At 44.2% G+C, this 16,232-nt stretch carries 18 protein-coding genes; 14 read left to right on the top strand and 4 right to left on the bottom strand.

Features of this window, described 5'->3' with window-relative positions:
• The first annotated feature begins 116 nt into the window (after window positions 1-116).
• Complete coding sequence (yugI, locus tag NST16_RS02410) at window positions 117-509, top strand: S1 domain-containing post-transcriptional regulator GSP13 (protein ID WP_010331658.1); 393 nt, start codon at window positions 117-119, stop codon at window positions 507-509.
• Between the two features lie 45 nt (window positions 510-554).
• Here yugI and NST16_RS02415 read toward each other — a convergent pair whose 3' ends face one another.
• On the bottom strand, window positions 555-791 hold the full coding sequence (locus tag NST16_RS02415; RefSeq protein ID WP_010331657.1) for a DUF378 domain-containing protein: 237 nt from the start codon (window positions 789-791) through the stop codon (window positions 555-557).
• 240 nt (window positions 792-1,031) lie between these two features.
• Between NST16_RS02415 and NST16_RS02420 the strand changes: the two genes are divergently transcribed.
• The 5 genes from NST16_RS02420 (at window position 1,032) to NST16_RS02440 (ending at window position 5,828) form a co-directional block, all read left to right on the top strand.
• Window positions 1,032-2,195 carry an iron-containing alcohol dehydrogenase gene (locus NST16_RS02420; protein ID WP_010331656.1) on the top strand — a complete coding sequence of 388 codons (1,164 nt, stop codon included), beginning with the start codon at window positions 1,032-1,034 and terminating at the stop codon, window positions 2,193-2,195.
• Between the two features lie 101 nt (window positions 2,196-2,296).
• Window positions 2,297-3,469 (top strand): iron-containing alcohol dehydrogenase, encoded by a 1,173-nt coding sequence (locus NST16_RS02425; protein ID WP_268471502.1) that lies wholly within the window; start codon window positions 2,297-2,299, stop codon window positions 3,467-3,469.
• Window positions 3,470-3,580: 111 nt separating this feature from the next.
• Window positions 3,581-4,933, top strand: coding sequence for a glucose-6-phosphate isomerase (locus NST16_RS02430; RefSeq protein WP_010331654.1), 1,353 nt, complete (start codon window positions 3,581-3,583; stop codon window positions 4,931-4,933).
• A gap of 58 nt (window positions 4,934-4,991) precedes the next feature.
• The gene (locus NST16_RS02435) at window positions 4,992-5,363 is read left to right on the top strand and encodes a hypothetical protein (protein ID WP_340888259.1); all 372 of its coding nucleotides are present in this window, start codon (window positions 4,992-4,994) and stop codon (window positions 5,361-5,363) included.
• A gap of 60 nt (window positions 5,364-5,423) precedes the next feature.
• Window positions 5,424-5,828, top strand: coding sequence for a YugN-like family protein (locus tag NST16_RS02440; RefSeq protein WP_268448467.1), 405 nt, complete (start codon window positions 5,424-5,426; stop codon window positions 5,826-5,828).
• Here NST16_RS02440 and NST16_RS02445 read toward each other — a convergent pair.
• Window positions 5,825-6,811, bottom strand: coding sequence for a potassium channel family protein (locus NST16_RS02445; RefSeq protein WP_010331651.1), 987 nt, complete (start codon window positions 6,809-6,811; stop codon window positions 5,825-5,827). The genes NST16_RS02440 and NST16_RS02445 overlap by 4 nt on opposite strands.
• Window positions 6,808-7,062, bottom strand: coding sequence for a protein mistic (locus tag NST16_RS02450; protein ID WP_024122645.1), 255 nt, complete (start codon window positions 7,060-7,062; stop codon window positions 6,808-6,810). Before NST16_RS02450 ends, NST16_RS02445 begins: the two co-directional genes overlap by 4 nt.
• Window positions 7,063-7,194: 132 nt before the next feature.
• Between NST16_RS02450 and NST16_RS02455 the strand changes: the two genes are divergently transcribed.
• The 7 genes from NST16_RS02455 to NST16_RS02485 all read left to right on the top strand — a co-directional run bounded on the left by NST16_RS02455 (window position 7,195) and on the right by NST16_RS02485 (window position 13,198).
• Window positions 7,195-7,458 carry a hypothetical protein gene (locus tag NST16_RS02455; RefSeq protein ID WP_123373899.1) on the top strand — a complete coding sequence of 88 codons (264 nt, stop codon included), beginning with the start codon at window positions 7,195-7,197 and terminating at the stop codon, window positions 7,456-7,458.
• Between the two features lie 44 nt (window positions 7,459-7,502).
• A complete protein-coding gene (locus NST16_RS02460) occupies window positions 7,503-8,180 on the top strand; it encodes a zinc metallopeptidase (protein ID WP_010331648.1) in 678 nt (225 codons plus the stop codon).
• Between the two features lie 43 nt (window positions 8,181-8,223).
• Window positions 8,224-9,513 (top strand): hemolysin family protein, encoded by a 1,290-nt coding sequence (locus NST16_RS02465; protein ID WP_168748626.1) that lies wholly within the window; start codon window positions 8,224-8,226, stop codon window positions 9,511-9,513.
• A 179-nt stretch (window positions 9,514-9,692) separates the two neighbouring features.
• Window positions 9,693-11,357, top strand: a complete 1,665-nt coding sequence (locus NST16_RS02470) for a glycoside hydrolase family 13 protein (RefSeq protein ID WP_340883758.1) — start codon at window positions 9,693-9,695, stop codon at window positions 11,355-11,357.
• Between the two features lie 117 nt (window positions 11,358-11,474).
• Window positions 11,475-11,873 (top strand): secondary thiamine-phosphate synthase enzyme YjbQ, encoded by a 399-nt coding sequence (locus NST16_RS02475; protein ID WP_340883759.1) that lies wholly within the window; start codon window positions 11,475-11,477, stop codon window positions 11,871-11,873.
• A 14-nt stretch (window positions 11,874-11,887) separates the two neighbouring features.
• A complete protein-coding gene (locus NST16_RS02480; RefSeq protein ID WP_268471497.1) occupies window positions 11,888-12,919 on the top strand; it encodes a nitronate monooxygenase in 1,032 nt (343 codons plus the stop codon).
• A 24-nt stretch (window positions 12,920-12,943) separates the two neighbouring features.
• Window positions 12,944-13,198, top strand: a complete 255-nt coding sequence (locus tag NST16_RS02485) for a hypothetical protein (protein WP_168748622.1) — start codon at window positions 12,944-12,946, stop codon at window positions 13,196-13,198.
• 12 nt (window positions 13,199-13,210) lie between these two features.
• Here the strand turns inward: NST16_RS02485 and NST16_RS02490 are convergent, their stop codons facing one another.
• A complete protein-coding gene (locus tag NST16_RS02490) occupies window positions 13,211-13,948 on the bottom strand; it encodes a protein-glutamine gamma-glutamyltransferase (protein WP_010331642.1) in 738 nt (245 codons plus the stop codon).
• Between the two features lie 159 nt (window positions 13,949-14,107).
• Here NST16_RS02490 and tlpB point away from each other — a divergent pair, with 159 nt between their 5' ends.
• Complete coding sequence (gene tlpB / locus NST16_RS02495; protein WP_268448473.1) at window positions 14,108-16,096, top strand: methyl-accepting chemotaxis protein TlpB; 1,989 nt, start codon at window positions 14,108-14,110, stop codon at window positions 16,094-16,096.
• The last annotated feature ends 136 nt before the right edge of the window (window positions 16,097-16,232 follow it).

Below are 16,232 nucleotides of genomic sequence, written 5' to 3' on the forward strand. Positions count from 1 at the left end.
ATATGCTTAAACCTGATATCATATAAAAAAGTTTTCTTTGCGGAAATGAGACATGTATGATATAATTTTAAATTGCGTATAAACTGATATTTAATTTAACTTAGGAGTTGTTATGAATGGCAGCAAAATTTGAAGTGGGCAGTGTTTACACTGGCAAAGTTACAGGATTACAAGCGTATGGTGCGTTTGTTGCATTAGATGAAGAGACTCAAGGTCTGGTACACATTTCTGAAGTAACTCATGGTTTCGTAAAAGACATCAACGAGCACCTTTCTGTTGGTGACGAAGTACAAGTAAAAGTACTAGCTGTTGACGAAGAAAAAGGAAAAATCAGCCTTTCTATTCGTGCGACACAAGCTGCGCCTGAGAAAAAAGAAAGCAAACCAAGAAAACCTAAATCAGCACAAGTGAGCGAAGAAGCTTCTGCACCACAAGGTTTCAACACATTAAAAGATAAGCTTGAAGAGTGGATCGAAATGTCCAACCGCAAAGATCTTATCAAAAAGTAAGCATGAAAAAGCACCGGACAGGAATGTTCGGTGCTTTTTTTTATCCTATCGCATTTCAGGCTTCGCTGCTTCTTCTCGTGAAGCTTCTTCGTTTGGCTTAAACAGCAGACCGAGGTTGATTAAGCCGGCGATTCCGACAAGTCCGTAAATGATACGGGAAAGGGCTGACCCTTGGCCGCCAAAGATGGCTGCTACTAAATCAAATTGGAAAAATCCGATCAGTCCCCAGTTAATAGCGCCAATGATCGTTAATACAAGACAAATTCTCTGAATAGTACTCATGTTTACAACCTCCTCCATGAATTATTAAAACAGTTATAGATTGTGACATATTGGAGAATCTATACATGCATTCTCCATATTGTGAGAAGCCGGACGAAACGGCTCAAACTCAGCTTGTATCTGTTCCATTCCCAGCATCTTGCAAATGAAAACTGTCTGATACGCTGAAAACAGAACGAGCTGATTGCTTTACATGGAGCGCAGGCATTCTGCATAATAAAAATCTAAGGAGGAGATGTCATGCAAAACTTTACATATTGGAACCCGACGAAATTAATTTTCGGCCGCGGCGAAGTTGAAAAACTCCCGGAGGAACTGAAACCTTACGGAAAAAATGTATTGTTAGTCTACGGAGGCGGAAGCATTAAACGCAGCGGCCTTTATGACCAAGTGATGGAACAGCTGAATAAAGCCGGTGTCACGGTACATGAATTAGCAGGCGTAGAGCCGAACCCGCGTGTGTCGACTGTTAATAAAGGTGTTGCGATCTGCAAAGAAAACAACATTGATTTCTTATTGGCTGTCGGCGGCGGCAGTGTCATCGACTGTGCAAAGGCGATTGCTGCAGGGGCAAAGTATGATGGTGACGCGTGGGATATCGTAACGAAAAAACACCAGCCGAAGGAAGCTTTACCGTTTGGAACTGTTTTGACTCTCGCCGCAACTGGCTCTGAAATGAACTCAGGTTCAGTTATCACAAACTGGGAAACAAAAGAGAAATATGGCTGGGGAAGCCCGCTCGTGTTCCCTAAGTTCTCCATTTTGGATCCAGTGAACACGTTTACTGTTCCTAAAAATCACACGATCTACGGAATGGTTGATATGATGAGCCACGTGTTTGAGCAATACTTCCACCATGTATCAAACACACCTTACCAGGATCGCATGTGCGAATCGCTCTTACGCACAGTCATCGAAACAGCGCCTAAGCTGATCAATGATCTTGAAAATTATGAACTGCGTGAAACGATTCTTTACACAGGGACAATCGCTTTAAACGGCATGCTGTCAATGGGTGCAAGAGGGGATTGGGCAACTCATAATATAGAACATGCGGTTTCAGCCGTTTACGATATTCCGCATGCCGGCGGACTCGCAATACTCTTCCCGAACTGGATGAGACATACATTGTCAGAAAACCCGGCTCGCATGAAGCAGCTGGCGGTTCGTGTGTTTGGTGTGGAGGAAGCTGGAAAATCAGATGAGGAAATCGCGCTGGAAGGTATCGACAAGCTGTCTGCTTTCTGGACAAGCCTAGGCGCTCCGAATCGACTGGCTGATTACGATATCAATGACGAACAGCTCGACACAATTGCAGACAAGGCAATGGCCAACGGTACGTTCGGCCAGTTTAAATCACTACACAAAGAAGATGTGCTTGCTATCTTAAAAGCATCTCTATAACAAAAGGGGAAACAGCCGATCAGGCTGCTTCCCTTTTTCTTTGAACTTATGTTACAATTGTTAACCTGTTTTTTGATACAACAATATATGGAGGTTTTACAATGGAGAATTTCACTTATTATAACCCGACGAAACTGATCTTCGGAAAAGGTCAGCTTGAACAATTAAGAAAAGAATTAAAGCAATACGGTAAAAATGTTCTGCTTGTCTACGGAGGCGGAAGCATTAAACGTAATGGCCTTTATGACCAAGTAACAGACATATTAAAAGAAGAAGGCGCGGCTGTCCATGAACTGTCAGGGGTCGAGCCGAACCCGCGTCTTGCGACTGTGGAAAAAGGCATTGACCTATGCAGACAGCATGATATTGATTTTCTGCTTGCTGTGGGTGGCGGAAGTGTCATTGACTGCACAAAAGCGATCGCTGCGGGAGTGAAATACGACGGAGACGCTTGGGACATTTTCAGCAAGAAAGTAACAGCCGAGGATGCACTGCCGTTTGGTACAGTTCTAACCCTTGCTGCCACAGGTTCTGAAATGAACCCTGACTCTGTGATTACAAACTGGGAAACAAATGAGAAATTTGTATGGGGAAGCAATGTAACTCATCCGCGGTTCTCGATTTTAGACCCTGAAAATACGTTCACAGTGCCTGAAAATCAAACGGTTTACGGCATGGTTGACATGATGAGCCACGTGTTTGAACAATACTTCCATAATGTCGAAAACACACCGCTGCAAGACAGAATGTGCTTTGCCGTTCTGCAGACGGTAATCGAAACAGCTCCAAAACTATTGGAGGATCTGGAAAATTATAAACATCGTGAGACGATTCTATATGCAGGCACTATCGCTCTGAATGGCACGCTTCAAATGGGCTACTTCGGCGACTGGGCTTCTCACACAATGGAGCATGCCGTATCAGCTGTATATGATATTCCGCATGCCGGCGGACTTGCGATCCTGTTCCCGAACTGGATGAGATACACGCTTGATACGAATGTCGGCCGCTTTAAAAACCTCATGCTCAATATGTTTGACATTGATACTGAGGGCAAAACGGATAAAGAAATTGCGCTTGAAGGTATCGACAAGCTGTCTGCGTTCTGGACAAGTCTGGGTGCGCCTTCCCGTCTATCCGACTATGAGATCGGAGAAGAAAAACTGGAACTGATTGCTGATATCGCAGCCAAAGAAATGGAGCACGGCGGCTTCGGCAACTTCCAAAAACTGAACAAAGATGACGTGCTTGCCATCCTTCGCGCGTCACTCTAATGTCAAAGGACGGAATGCAGTCATTCCGTCCTTTCTTCTTGACTTGATTTCACAGATAAGTTCATATAAAGTGAAAGATGAAAACATTATACCGTTATGGAGGGACAAGCAATGACGCATGTACGCTTTGACTACTCAAAAGCGTTGACTTTTTTCAACGAACATGAACTTACATATTTGCGCGACTTTGTAAAAACAGCACACCATAATATTCATGAAAAAACAGGCGCGGGCAGCGATTTTCTAGGCTGGGTGGACCTCCCTGAACATTATGATAAAGAAGAATTTGCGCGTATTAAAAAAAGCGCGGAAAAAATCAAATCTGACTCTGATGTATTGCTTGTTGTCGGTATCGGCGGTTCTTACCTCGGCGCGCGGGCAGCGATTGAAGCACTTAATCACGCGTTTTACAATACACTGCCAAAAGCAAAACGAGGCAATCCGCAAGTCATTTTCATCGGAAACAACATCAGTTCATCATATATGAGAGATGTCATGGATCTTCTCGAAGATGTTGACTTCTCCATTAACGTCATCTCTAAATCAGGTACAACAACTGAGCCTGCAATCGCTTTCCGTATTTTCCGCAAGCTTCTGGAAGAAAAATACGGCAAGGAAGAAGCGAAAGCGCGGATTTACGCGACAACTGATAAAGAGCGCGGCGCGTTAAAAACACTTTCTAACGAAGAAGGCTTCGAATCATTTGTCATTCCTGATGATGTCGGCGGACGATATTCTGTCTTAACAGCTGTTGGTCTCCTTCCGATTGCTGTCAGCGGCGTCAACATTGACGACATGATGAAAGGCGCATTTGATGCGAGCAAGGATTTTGCCACATCAGAATTGGAAGAAAACCCTGCATACCAGTATGCGGTCGTTCGCAATGTGCTTTACAATAAAGGCAAAACGATTGAAATGCTTATCAACTATGAGCCGGCGCTTCAATATTTTGCGGAGTGGTGGAAGCAGCTGTTCGGCGAAAGTGAAGGCAAAGACGAGAAGGGCATTTATCCTTCTTCTGCCAACTATTCAACAGACCTTCACTCATTAGGACAGTACGTACAGGAAGGCCGCAGAGACTTGTTCGAAACGGTGCTGAATGTCGAAAAACCTAAACACGAGCTGACAATCGAAGAAGCGGATAGCGATCTTGACGGCTTAAACTATTTAGCCGGAAAAACGGTAGACTTCGTTAACAAAAAAGCATTCCAAGGTACAATGCTGGCTCATACAGACGGAAACGTTCCAAACTTAATCGTCAACATTCCTGAGCTGAATGCATATACTTTTGGATATCTTGTTTATTTCTTCGAAAAAGCCTGTGCGATGAGCGGATATCTCCTCGGCGTCAATCCTTTTGACCAGCCTGGAGTAGAAGCATATAAAGTCAATATGTTTGCATTGCTTGGCAAACCTGGCTTTGAAGAGAAAAAAGCTGAGCTTGAAAAACGTCTCGAAGATTAATGTAAGAAAGCTGACTGGCATTAGCCGGTCGGCTTTTTATCAAATCAGAAAGGTGCTGATGTTCATGAAACAAATGGTCAAACATCTCATCATTGCGGGCTTATCGGCAGCTGTTTTCGTTATCCTCATATCCTTTGATGCCGTGAATACAGAGTTTTCTTCCCACCTTGGCGGCACACTCTCACACTTTTTTATCCACACCTTTCTTCTGATCGGGCTTCCGCTTGCCATTTTTACTGATGCAGTGCATCAGATTTTGCAATTGAAGCAATCTCACACCCTTTTAACAAAGTTAGGACTCTATGCGGCTGTTGTATATGTTTCATGGGAATCTGCGACGGGGATTGCTGCAGCGATAACTGTTTACTTCTTAATTGAATGCGCTTTCTTTTCGGTTGGTTGGGCAAAGGAAAAAACAATTTCCATGTAATCAGCCTCTGAATGAAGTCTTGTTCGGCAGGACAGGATAAATGAAAAAAGGGGCAGTTTGATGATTACAATACCTTCCGCGATAGATGGGCAGCCTTTTTTGCTTCAGGAGCTGGAACAAGTCATGAAGCCGCTCGGTTATGTGATAAACGGCGGCTGGGAGTACGATCACGGCTATTTTGATTATAAAATTGATGATAAAGACGGATATTTGTTTTTAAGAATTCCCGTCAATGCCATACAAGGCAGTCTCGATGAACGCGGGGCAGCTGTCCGTATCGGAACTCCGTTTATGCTGAGGCAGGTGTTCCAGGCAGGCCTTGATGATCATGCTGAAGGAGGGCCGTTTCAATCGCTGTTTAATCAATTTTCTGAACCCGAAAGACGGGACGCGGAAATTGATCCGGCGTATTTGGATATCGGCGCCTCCCTTGTCAAAGAGCTGGAGGATGTTCTGCTGGGTTAAAGCGCAAGGAACTGATCTGTTTCAAGCACTTTATATGAAAGAGGAGGGGTAATCATAGGCCCTTCCTCTTTTTGTATGCCGATAATGGTGGTGTTGTGATCTAGAAAATAGAGGACGCATGTTTTATAAGCGGCGCCCTGCAGCTCAGAAGGAACCGAAATCAGCCGCACTTTTTTATCGAGTGTCAGCTCAATTAAGCTTTGCGGTTTAGACAGCTGCAATTTGACTCGGTAATGTTCCAGCATCACGCGGCTTAAGAGCTGAGATGTCCCGATAATTTTATTAGCGCCTGCCCGTTCTGCATTGGTGACAAAGCGGTCAGTCAGAATTTCGACAATACAGTAAGCCAGCGGATTCAATCCTTTGACTGATAAAAGAATCAGCACCGACAGCATGTCCGCCTCTGCTTCACTTTTATATTGGTCGGCGGTGACCATAACTGTGTCCGCCTCAGTAATATTGGCTCGTTTCAGCGTTTCATCATCTGCGGCGTGTCCGCGTATGAAATGGACATTTTCAATGAGCGGCCCTTCTTTTAACGTTTCATCAATCAGAACAACTGTCTTGGAGGGCGCCGCCAGCTGAAGCTCTCTCAAAAGGCGATTTGATTTTTCATTCCAGCCGATAATAATGACATGACCCCGTCCTTTGTAAGCGACCTTACCCTCTATGTAGCGGTGCTGTTTACTGAAAGCGGCAGCGGATAAGGTGGCAAAGTAAGCAGTGACAAAGCTTGCTCCGATTAATATCAGCAGCATTCCGGCTACTTGACCAAGCGGCGTGTGCGGCACATAATCCCCGTAGCCTACTGTTGAGACGGTAACCACGGCCCACCAAATACCTTCGAAGACAGAAGTAAACTGCTTGGGCTCAAGTAAGTAAATGATTTGCCCGAACAAAAGAACTAGAAAAAGAATGATCAGCCCGATTCGTATAAATAACGGCCACCTCAGCCATGAGATAAAGATCCGATTTGACTTCATTCTTTTTCTCCTTCTTCAGATAATGAAATAGATAAAATCTGTTTGATAATTGTGTTCAGCTTCTCATTTAGCTTTTCCTGGCCGTACAGGTCGCGGGCCTGCTTCATGAGATCAGCTGTATCGTCTTCCAGCTGAATAAGGGGTTCATCGATTTCAGATTCATTATAAAACTGGATAAATACGTCCAGTCCTTCATTCATTCGGTCAATCGCTGTACTCAGCTGTTCCTTTTCCTCACTCGTCACTTTCATGTTCATCACACCCGTGCTCTTTTTATAACAGTATGTCCTACTTCCGGCGTTGTTTTTCAAAAAATGAACTAAAACATATAAAACCGGTTTTCTCCATAAACTAAAACAAATCAGCGAAAAAAGGTGAAACAGATGACGATCATTCAGAGAACCGTTGTGGTTTTGATCGGTACGCAGCTTGCGGCATCCGCAGTGATTTTGTTTATTTTCGACTTGAATTCTTATAATCACTTTTCCGATAGCTTCTCATGGCATCATTTTTTGAATAAGCTGATTGGAGGCTTTTCTTTTTATTTGTTTTCGGCCGGCTTGTTCCTTTTGCTTATCGGAATGTGTGCACCGAGACGGAAGAAAAAGCGCATTTCTGTACACGAGAAAGAAAACTCATTAAAATAATCGTAATAAAGAAACATACGATCTTTAAAAAAGGATGATGGAACATGCTGTTTATATTTTTAACAATAGCCGCATTGGGATTGTCGTTTTGGGCACAATTTAAAGTAAAGAGCAACTTTGAAAAATATTCAAAAGTGGAAGCCTCAAGCGGTCGAACAGGGGCAGAAACCGCAAGACGGATTTTAGATATAAACGGTCTTTACGACGTGCCGGTTGAACCGGTAAGAGGCGCTTTAACAGACCATTACGACCCGACAAGACGGGTGGTGCGTTTATCTGAGCCGGTTTATTACGGCCGCTCAATTTCCGCCATATCCGTTGCTTCCCATGAAGTCGGACATGCCTTGCAGCATCAGGAATCATATGGTGCGCTTGTGCTGAGACATAAAATGTTCCCCGTTGTGAATTTTGCATCCGGAGTGGCTCCTTTGCTTTTCTTGGGGGGCATGCTTCTTGGCAGTCTGAACCTCATCGGGCTCGGCATCATTCTGTTTTCAGCCGCTGTCTTTTTCCAGCTGATCACACTGCCTGTTGAATTCAATGCAAGTTCACGCGCGAAGCAAATTATTGTGTCTGAAGGATTCATTCGAAACAACGAAGAACACGGTGTAAATAAAGTGCTGAGTGCCGCTGCATTGACGTATGTGGCCGCCGCGCTGGTTTCCCTGTTTGAACTTCTTCGGTTTGTGATGATCTTCTTAAACGGTCGTAATGAGAATTAACGTTAAGGAGGTGGCCCCTTACCATTTACGGTAAGGGCTTTTTTTGCTTATTCTACAATTGGTAGCCATTTTTGTTTTGATTGGCATTACGGCTGTTTTTGTTGCAGCGGAATTTGCGATTGTTAAGATTCGGGGTTCGAAAATCAATCAGCTCATGGAAAGCGGTGACAGCCGTGCGCTTGCCGTACACAAAATCATTTCTAATCTAGACGAGTATTTATCAGCCTGCCAGCTCGGGATTACGATCACGGCGCTCGGCCTCGGGTGGCTCGGTGAACCAACATTGGAGCACATCCTTCATCCCTTATTTACAATGACGGGTATGCCGGAACCCATCAATCACATCGTCACCTTTATTGTTGCATTTATTATCGTCACTTTTTTGCATGTGGTGATGGGAGAGCTTGCGCCGAAGACGGTTTCGATTCAAAAGGCGGAGGCCGTCAGTTTATGGATCGCAAAGCCGCTGATCTGGTTTTATAAAATCATGTATCCGTTTATCAAAGCTTTGAACGGCTCTGCGAGTTTTCTTGTGAAGCTGTTTGGGTTTCATTCAGTAAAGGAGCATGAGGTTGTCATCAGTGAGGAAGAACTGAGGCTGATCCTGTCAGAAAGCTATGAAAAAGGGGAAATCAACCAGTCCGAATTTCGTTATGTGAATAAGATTTTTGAATTCGACAACCGCGTGGCGAGAGAAATTATGATTCCGCGAACAGAAATCGCTGTCATTTCTCTGGAGCAGTCGCTTGAAGAGGCGATTCATCTCATCATTAACGAACGGTATACACGGTATCCTGTCATCAAAGAAGATAAGGATCATATTTTAGGGATTATCAACAGCAAAGATATGTTTAAAGCGTATTTTCTAGGCCAGCCGATTAAACTGAAGCAAATTATGAGACCTGTCATCAGGGTCATTGAAAGCATTCCTGTTCAGGAGCTTTTAATCCGCATGCAGAAGGAACGGATTCATATGGCCATTCTCGTAGATGAATACGGGGGTACGGCGGGGCTTGTCACTGTCGAGGATATTATCGAAGAAATCGTCGGGGAAATCCGTGATGAATATGACCAGGATGAAACGCCGCATATTTTGAAAAAAGGCGAGCACCATTATGTGATGGATGGAAAAGCGCTAATAGATGAAGTGAATGACCTGCTCGACATTGCCATTGAGAATGAAGAAATTGATACGATTGCAGGCTGGCTTCTGACGCAAAAAATGGAGCTGAAAGCAGGAGATGTGATACAGGCGGAGGGCTGCGAGTTTAAAATCCTCGATGCTGAAGACCATCATATTCGATTTGTCGAAATCAAAAAAACAGAGTTTTAATCAAAAACAGCCGGCTAGACGCGGCTGTTTTTTTGAGCATTCAAAGAAAAACCGGACCAAAGGCTTCTGAAACATTGATCAGTCTTTTGTCATCGGCAAGAGGTTTTTTTCTGAAAAAATGAATGCTTCAATGGCCTTTTTCTACATAAGATATAAAACACACAGGAAGGAGTGGCTGTATGAAAAAGGCTTGGTGGAAGGAAGCGGTGGTCTACCAAATTTATCCCCGAAGCTTCAAAGATTCAAACAGCGATGGAATCGGGGATATACAAGGAATCAGGTCCAAGCTTCCGTACATAAAAGAACTAGGCGCCAATGTGATTTGGATTTGCCCCTTGTACGACTCACCCAATGCGGATAACGGGTATGATATTAGAGATTACAAAAACATATTGAGCGATTTCGGCACAATGGCAGATTTTGATCAGCTGCTTCATGATACTCATGAGCTTGGCATGAAGCTCATTATGGATCTTGTCGTGAATCATACAAGTGATGAACATCCATGGTTCATTGAATCACGTGCCTCTTTACAATCCCAAAAACGCGACTGGTATATTTGGAAGGATGGGAAAGACGGGAAAGAGCCGAACAATTGGGAAAGCATTTTCGGCGGATCGGCTTGGGAGTTTGATCAACAGACAAGCCAGTACTATCTCCATCTTTTTGATAAAAAGCAGCCTGATCTGAACTGGGAAAATGTAGAGGTAAGAAACACCGTTTATGACATGATCAATTGGTGGCTTGATAAAGGCATAGACGGATTTCGGGTGGATGCCATTTCTCATATTAAGAAAAAAGAAGGGCTGCCTGATCTGCCGAATCTGAAAGGGCTGTCCTATGTTCCATCCTTTCCTTATCATATGAATGCAGAGGGTATTTTAGATTTTTTAACAGAGCTGAAGGAAAACACATTTTCCCGCTATCCGATCATGACGGTCGGAGAGGCAAACGGTGTCGCGGCAAAGGAGGCGGCTGAGTGGGTGGGAGAGGAATCCGGCATTTTCAGCATGATTTTTCAATTTGAACATCTCGGTCTGTGGGATATAGAGATAAATGAAACCATCGATATCGCTGCTTTCAAACGAATTTTAACAGAGTGGCAGAACAGTTTGGAGGGAATCGGCTGGAACGCTTTGTTCATGGAAAACCATGATCAGCCTCGTTCTGTTTCTGTATGGGGAAACGACGGGAATTTCTTAAAGGAAAGTGCAAAAGCGCTCGCCGCTGTTTATTTTCTGATGAAAGGCACGCCGTTTATTTATCAGGGACAGGAAATCGGCATGACCAATGTGGCGTTTCCTTCCATTGAGGATTATGATGATGTCGCGATGAAGCGGCTGTATGACATTGAGACTGCAAAAGGCGCTTCTCATGAGGAAGTAATGAAGATTGTCTGGAAAAAGGGAAGAGATAATTCACGAACCCCCATGCAATGGAATGCTTCTCCTCACGCTGGGTTTTCTGATGCCAAGCCATGGCTTGGGGTAAATGACAATTACACATGGCTGAACGCCGAGGCGCAACTAAACGATAACACATCTGTCTATCACTTTTACAAAAGCTTGATCAAACTCCGCCAAACATATGATGTATTTATTTATGGCCAATACGAGCTGATTCTGCCGGAAGATCAGCAAATCTTTGCATACCTTCGCAAAAACGAGAGCCAAACGGCACTGATTGCGGCAAATCTGACGGGTTCGCCGGCGTTCTGCAGATATCCCGCATTGCCGTTATCCACTGACAAACTCCTCCTGTCAAATGTGGAAACAGAACCGCACAAGCATACGACATCACTGCTGTTAAAACCTTATGAAGCCAGAGTATACCTATGGCAATAAAACTCCGGCAAAAAGCTGGAGTTTTTGTTTTCTTCAGGTTTATGAGCCTGATGTAACAGGAAAAAAAGAAAACAGAACGAATATGCAAAGAGAAGGGGAATTGAAAGGAGAAACGATATGCTGAAAACACTGCAAATCAAAACAAGCAAAAGAGATGAAATGATTGAAATCACTCACGAGGTGGAAGCGTTTCTCCAAGAAACAGGGGTGGCAAACGGGGCAGCGCTGATTTACTGTCCGCATACGACGGCAGGCATTACAATTAATGAAAATGCCGATCCCGATGTGAAAAGAGATATGCTCCGAAGATTTGATGAGATTTATCCATGGGACCATGAGCTGGACCGCCATATAGAAGGCAATACAGCTGCACATATGAAGTCCAGTACGGTAGGCGCTTCACAGCATGTCATAATTGAAAATGGGCGGCTCATTCTCGGGACGTGGCAAGGTATTTATTTCTGCGAATTTGACGGCCCGCGTCACCGAACATGCCATATCAAAATGATGGATTAACAGGAGGTGCTTCTATGACTCAATGGATGAAAGCATTATCATTATCAAAGCCTGTCATTCAGGCGCCGATGGCAGGCGGCCTGGTCACACCCCGGCTGGCAGCCGCTGTGTCGAATGAAGGCGCACTCGGAAGTCTCGCTTCCGGATATCTCAGTCCGGGTACGCTTGAAAAACAAATCATCGAGATGCAGGAATTGACCAGCAGCGCTTTTCAGGTAAATGTGTTCGTGCCGGAAAAAAGGAAGGCACCGGACGATAAAACGGTTCACACATGGAAAAAGAACATTCCGTTTGCCGAACAGGCGGCTGCTTTTCCTTCAGAAGAGGAAGAGTGGGAGGATTTTCATCAAAAAATAAATCTGATTCTTACATACAATGTAAGAGCCTGTTCATTTACGTTCGGCATCCCGCCTGATGAAAGCATTCATGTATTAAAGGAAAATGGGTGCTGTCTTATCGGAACGGCTACTTCGCCGCAAGAAGCCGTCCTGCTGGAAGAGCGCGGAATGGATATCATCGTGCTGCAAGGCAGTGAAGCAGGCGGCCACCGCGGTTCTTTTCTGCCGGTCAGCGGAGAGTCTTCTATTGGCTTAATGTCACTGGTTCCCCAAGCTGCAGACGCTGTTTCAGTACCCGTGATTGCGGCAGGCGGAATTGCAGACCGCCGCGGCGTCCGAGCAGCTCACTGTCTCGGAGCCCAAGGTGTACAGGTCGGAACTCCATTTCTTATGTGTGAGGAAAGCGAAGCCTCTGAAGCGTACAGACAGGAATTAAAAGAAGCACATGGAACAGACACACGCCTTACCGCATTGTTTTCGGGAAAGCCTGCAAGGGGTATAGTCAACCAATGGATGAAAGAGCAACAAGCTGAAGAGGCAAATACACTTCCTTATCCATTGCAAAACACGTTAACAAAACCAATGAGAAAACATGCCGCCGCAGCCAAAGATTCCGGTCACATGTCTCTGTGGGCGGGGCAATCAGTCGGAATGCTCAATAGATCCGCTGACGTGAGAACGCTGATAGCTGAGCTTTGCCAATCGTAACGTAACCAACAGAGGTGACAGACGATGAACATTCTTCAATACTCTTATAAAAAGAAAGGGAAAATTGAGTTTGTATTTGAAGACTGGCCTCATTCAAAAGTTACAATGGCTCCCATCCAAGGGTATTATTTTGTCCGATGTATCAAGTGGAGCAGCCAAGATCCCATCGTGACGAGAACTGACCTTGAAAAAATGGAATGGGCTGCGAACCAGTATGTCGGCACAGCCCCTTTCTATCGAAAGCGAAAAGCATTTGAAACCCCATCGTCCCCAAAATAGACGGTGGGGTTTTTAGCGGGTGATGGGATAGAGAGACGGAATATCAAGCCTGGTCGCTTGTGAAAGGAGATAAGCGGACTGTACGGCTCCTTTTCTTCTGAAGGAATTCAGCTTATCAATAATTTGCTGAGCGTTTAAAATCCCCAAGCCGTGAGCGAAATATTTGTCCTTTTCTAATAAAATCACATTTTCGCCTCTCCACTGCGCTTTCTGCGGATCAAATTCAGGATTTTTAAAATACAAACAGTCTCCAAGAAAAAAGTGATGTCCCGTTTCTGTATATATCGGCAATTTCTCATAATGCCAGTCATACAAAATAATTCTGTCAAAGGCTGCGTCGAATTTTTCTTCTCCGATGGTTTTAAGCAAAGCCAAGTAATAAATCACAACAATTGCCGTCGCGCATTCAAACGCGTAAAACGGGCCGTTTTCTACAATATCCCGAATCGCCTTTGAAGGCGGCATTTTATACTTAAGCTCCAGAGCCCCTTCCGGTGAAACCCGCCAATACGCTGTATTCCCGTATGTTTTTACAAAGGTGGCGAACTTCGCTCCGCTTTTATGCAGCGCTTTTGCCGATTCAACGATATTCATGCGCAAATGAAGCTCAAACATCAGTTCAGCGATCGAATGATAATCAAACTGAACGGGTGTTTCAATCAATTCTTTTAGCAGCGGGTTCAGGTTCTTGTCAATTTGCCAGTTTTCAATGTCTTGGGGACGGAGCCATTGTCCGGATATAATAATCATCTGAAGCCCCCCTTGTTTTTTATAAACTATGCACAAGGCTCGGGCAATGAAAGTTAAAAAACAGAGAAAAAGCCGGAAAGGAAATTTCTTGCGTCTGATTTTAAAAACTTTTTAAAGCAGCCGATATATAGTGTATCAAACCTGAAGGAGAAACTGGATATGAAGACTTTTATCAATTGGCTCACAAAACCGTCAATTTCTAGAAAGCTAATGATTTCATTTGTTGTGATTTTAATTATTCCGATTCTTATATTGGAGTTCAGTTCTTACCGCTCAGCAAGCGGAAAACTGGATCAGGAAATCATGGGAAATGCGAAAAATAGTGTCGATTCATTTAATACAACAGTTACAAATGATTTAGGAGCAAAAGCGAAAGGCATCAGCTTTTTCAGTGAATCACTGAAAAGCTCTGCGTTTAAAGGAAAATCCAAACAGGAAGAGCTTAAAGCCAAGTTTTCGCAATATGTTTCTATTAACCAAGACGTAGCCAGAATCTACGCTGGGGCAGAAAACGGCACATATGTACAGGCACCGAAAGAAAAATTGCCGGATGGCTACGATCCGAGAAAACGAGCTTGGTACCAGGATGCTATGAAAGCCGGCGGTGACATCATAGTGACCGATCCTTATGTGGCAGCCAATGACGGAAGCATGGTCATAACGATTGCTCAGGAATTGAAGGATGGTTCAGGTGTCGTTGCCATGGATATCACAATTGATAAGCTGTTGGAACAGATGAAACAGATTAAAGTCGGAAAAGAGGGCTATGTTTTCATCGCCACGAAAAACAAAACATATGTCGCCCATCAAAACCATAAGGCTGGTGAAAAGCTGTCAGGCGACTGGGTTGCCAAAATGTATGACAAGGACAGCGGCGAGCTGCAGTATACCCTGAATCATGAAGATAAAAAGATGACGTATACGACAAATCAGCTGACTGGCTGGAAAATTGCCGGCACCATGTATATGAGTGAAATCAAAGATGCCTCAAAATCTGTTCTCACAACAGGCATGATTGTGCTGATTGCTTCAATACTTATAGGCGGAATATTAATCCTGTTTATCGTTGGTTCGATCACAAAACCGTTAAAACGTCTGGTTCAGTCATCAAAAATGATTAGCAGCGGGGATTTGACAGAAACCATCGAAATCCGGTCGAAAGATGAACTGGGAGAGCTTGGCGAAAGCTTCAACGAAATGGGACAATCCTTGCGTTCGCTTATCAGCGCCATTCAAGACTCGGTTAATAATGTTGCCGCATCATCCGAACAGCTGACTGCATCCGCCGGACAAACGAGCAAGGCGACGGAGCATATCACAATGGCAATTGAGCAGTTCTCAAACGGAAACGAAGAGCAAAGCGAAAAAGTGGAATCCAGCTCTCATCAGCTGAACATGATGAATGAAGGGCTCCAGCAAGTCTCACAAACATCATCAGACATTACGAAGGCATCTATTCAATCAACGGAAATCGCGGGTACAGGCGAGAAGTTTGTCCAGCAGACAGTCGGGCAGATGAATTCAATTAATGAGTCTGTTCAGCAGGCTGAAGCAGTGGTGAAAGGCTTAGAAGGAAAATCAAAAGATATCACGAGTATTTTACGAGTCATCAACGGGATTGCTGACCAAACAAACCTGCTGGCATTAAATGCAGCCATTGAAGCGGCGCGGGCCGGGGAATCAGGGAGAGGCTTCTCTGTTGTAGCGGAGGAAGTGCGTAAACTGGCCGTTCAATCTGCAGACTCATCTAAAGAAATCGAGAAACTAATCCAGGAGATCGTAGCAGAAATCGAAACTTCTCTTCACATGTTTAAAGCCGTTAATCAAGAAGTGCAATCGGGACTGGTTGTCACAGACAATACAAAGGAAAGCTTCCAAAGTATTTTCACCATGACAAATGAGATTGCAGACAAATTGCAGACGATGAATACAACCGTAGAACAGCTGTCAGGCCGATCAGAGCATGTATCGGCAGCGGTGAGCGGAATTGCCGATGTTTCAAGAGAAAGCTCGGCAAGCATTCAAGACATTGCCGCATCGGCCGAGGAGCAGCTTGCTTCTATGGAAGAAATCAGTTCATCAGCCACGACCCTGGCGCAGATGGCAGAAGAGCTTCGTGATCTGACAAAAAAATTTAAAATTGAATAAGAGCAAAAAACAGCGCGTATGAAGCGCTGTTTTTTGTATAAGAAATAATAAAAAAGACCTGTCTAAAACGGTGAGTTTAGAACTATTTTTCATTTTTTCCTTCATTTTCAATGTAAGATAAAGGAATATCAGCCGA

Origin of the sequence: Bacillus sp. FSL K6-1005 (assembly GCF_038000225.1) — a bacterium.
Classification (GTDB): domain Bacteria; phylum Bacillota; class Bacilli; order Bacillales; family Bacillaceae; genus Bacillus; species Bacillus mojavensis.

Bases quoted from the DNA above. Each gene is read 5' to 3' on its own strand.
- yugI (WP_010331658.1), top strand. From the start codon at position 117: ATGGCAGCAAAATTTGAAGTGGGCAGTGTTTACACTGGCAAAGTTACA.
- NST16_RS02415 (WP_010331657.1), bottom strand. From the start codon at position 791: ATGAGTACTATTCAGAGAATTTGTCTTGTATTAACGATCATTGGCGCT.
- NST16_RS02420 (WP_010331656.1), top strand. From the start codon at position 1,032: ATGCAAAACTTTACATATTGGAACCCGACGAAATTAATTTTCGGCCGC.
- NST16_RS02425 (WP_268471502.1), top strand. From the start codon at position 2,297: ATGGAGAATTTCACTTATTATAACCCGACGAAACTGATCTTCGGAAAA.
- NST16_RS02430 (WP_010331654.1), top strand. From the start codon at position 3,581: ATGACGCATGTACGCTTTGACTACTCAAAAGCGTTGACTTTTTTCAAC.
- NST16_RS02435 (WP_340888259.1), top strand. From the start codon at position 4,992: ATGTTCATGAAACAAATGGTCAAACATCTCATCATTGCGGGCTTATCG.
- NST16_RS02440 (WP_268448467.1), top strand. From the start codon at position 5,424: ATGATTACAATACCTTCCGCGATAGATGGGCAGCCTTTTTTGCTTCAG.
- NST16_RS02445 (WP_010331651.1), bottom strand. From the start codon at position 6,811: ATGAAGTCAAATCGGATCTTTATCTCATGGCTGAGGTGGCCGTTATTT.
- NST16_RS02450 (WP_024122645.1), bottom strand. From the start codon at position 7,062: ATGAAAGTGACGAGTGAGGAAAAGGAACAGCTGAGTACAGCGATTGAC.
- NST16_RS02455 (WP_123373899.1), top strand. From the start codon at position 7,195: ATGACGATCATTCAGAGAACCGTTGTGGTTTTGATCGGTACGCAGCTT.
- NST16_RS02460 (WP_010331648.1), top strand. From the start codon at position 7,503: ATGCTGTTTATATTTTTAACAATAGCCGCATTGGGATTGTCGTTTTGG.
- NST16_RS02470 (WP_340883758.1), top strand. From the start codon at position 9,693: ATGAAAAAGGCTTGGTGGAAGGAAGCGGTGGTCTACCAAATTTATCCC.
- NST16_RS02475 (WP_340883759.1), top strand. From the start codon at position 11,475: ATGCTGAAAACACTGCAAATCAAAACAAGCAAAAGAGATGAAATGATT.
- NST16_RS02480 (WP_268471497.1), top strand. From the start codon at position 11,888: ATGACTCAATGGATGAAAGCATTATCATTATCAAAGCCTGTCATTCAG.
- NST16_RS02485 (WP_168748622.1), top strand. From the start codon at position 12,944: ATGAACATTCTTCAATACTCTTATAAAAAGAAAGGGAAAATTGAGTTT.
- NST16_RS02490 (WP_010331642.1), bottom strand. From the start codon at position 13,948: ATGATTATTATATCCGGACAATGGCTCCGTCCCCAAGACATTGAAAAC.
- tlpB (WP_268448473.1), top strand. From the start codon at position 14,108: ATGAAGACTTTTATCAATTGGCTCACAAAACCGTCAATTTCTAGAAAG.